The 866-nt window shown below is 50.8% G+C and carries 1 protein-coding gene; it reads right to left on the bottom strand.

The annotated features are described in order from the left end of the window. Positions 1-281: 281 nt before the first annotated feature. On the bottom strand, positions 282-866 hold a 585-nt coding region (locus VT06_RS16840; protein ID WP_046555489.1), incomplete at its 5' end, for a transposase.

The raw sequence follows: 866 nt of genomic DNA, 5'->3' as shown, positions 1-866 counted from the left end.
ACAAGGATAGGTCGCGCGCAGCCGCGACTTAATCCTGTTGTTGGACAAGCCCGGTGGTTGGGTTTTCTGCTTATATAGTAGATATATCGATGGCAGCCTGAGTGGCTTTGGTTGCGTTGGTCAGCGGCAGTAATTTCTGGCCGAGTTGAACCATCATCGCCGCTTTTGCCAACGGCAATCTGTGTCCTGCTTTTACATTTCTATCTTACCGTTATTCATCTCCCGGGTTTGTGTTTTCATCATGGGTGGGGCAGCTCCTTTGCCTTGGCGCATTCCTTTGCTTAGTCGGTTCGTTTTACATGCGCTGTTTGCTTTGTAGTTGTGGCCTCCCAGCGATGTTTGAGCCAGATTACGTGTAACTGGCCATGGCAATGCGGACAACATTTTTGGCTCAGCTGCCTGCTGGGTGGTGGCGATAACCGCACTTTAAGCAGCAATTGAATACGCAGTAACGTGCGCCTGGCGTTGCCGTGTAAAAAGCCATAATCCCGGCTTCGCCTAAAGCCTTTGGGCAACACGTGCTGTAGCACCCGCCATAAAAAATCGACAGCCGGCTCGGTAATGCGTTGGTACTGTTTAGTGGTGCTGTTCTTGTACCTGAACGTCACGTTGCCCTGCTGATAAGACAGAATATTGTCTTCGTTAATCACCCCACGGTACAAGTACCGCGCCAGGTAGGTTAAGGCGCTGTTACCGCTACCAACGTATTCGCAATCGGCATTCCACTTTTTAGGGCATTGGTAGGGCAAGCGATACCCGGCCTGGGCCAGGGCGTGAATAAATTTGGCCCGAAACACCTTGGCTACGTTATCGGCTTTGAACAGGTATTTACTGGTTTTCTCGCGCCACAGATTTCGGCGTTTATT

This window comes from Arsukibacterium sp. MJ3, from assembly GCF_000987765.1.
In the GTDB taxonomy this organism is placed as follows: Bacteria; Pseudomonadota; Gammaproteobacteria; order Enterobacterales; family Alteromonadaceae; genus Alishewanella.
The sequence above is the reverse complement of the archived record's forward strand: the minus strand, read 5'-3'. Positions and strand labels throughout refer to the sequence as shown.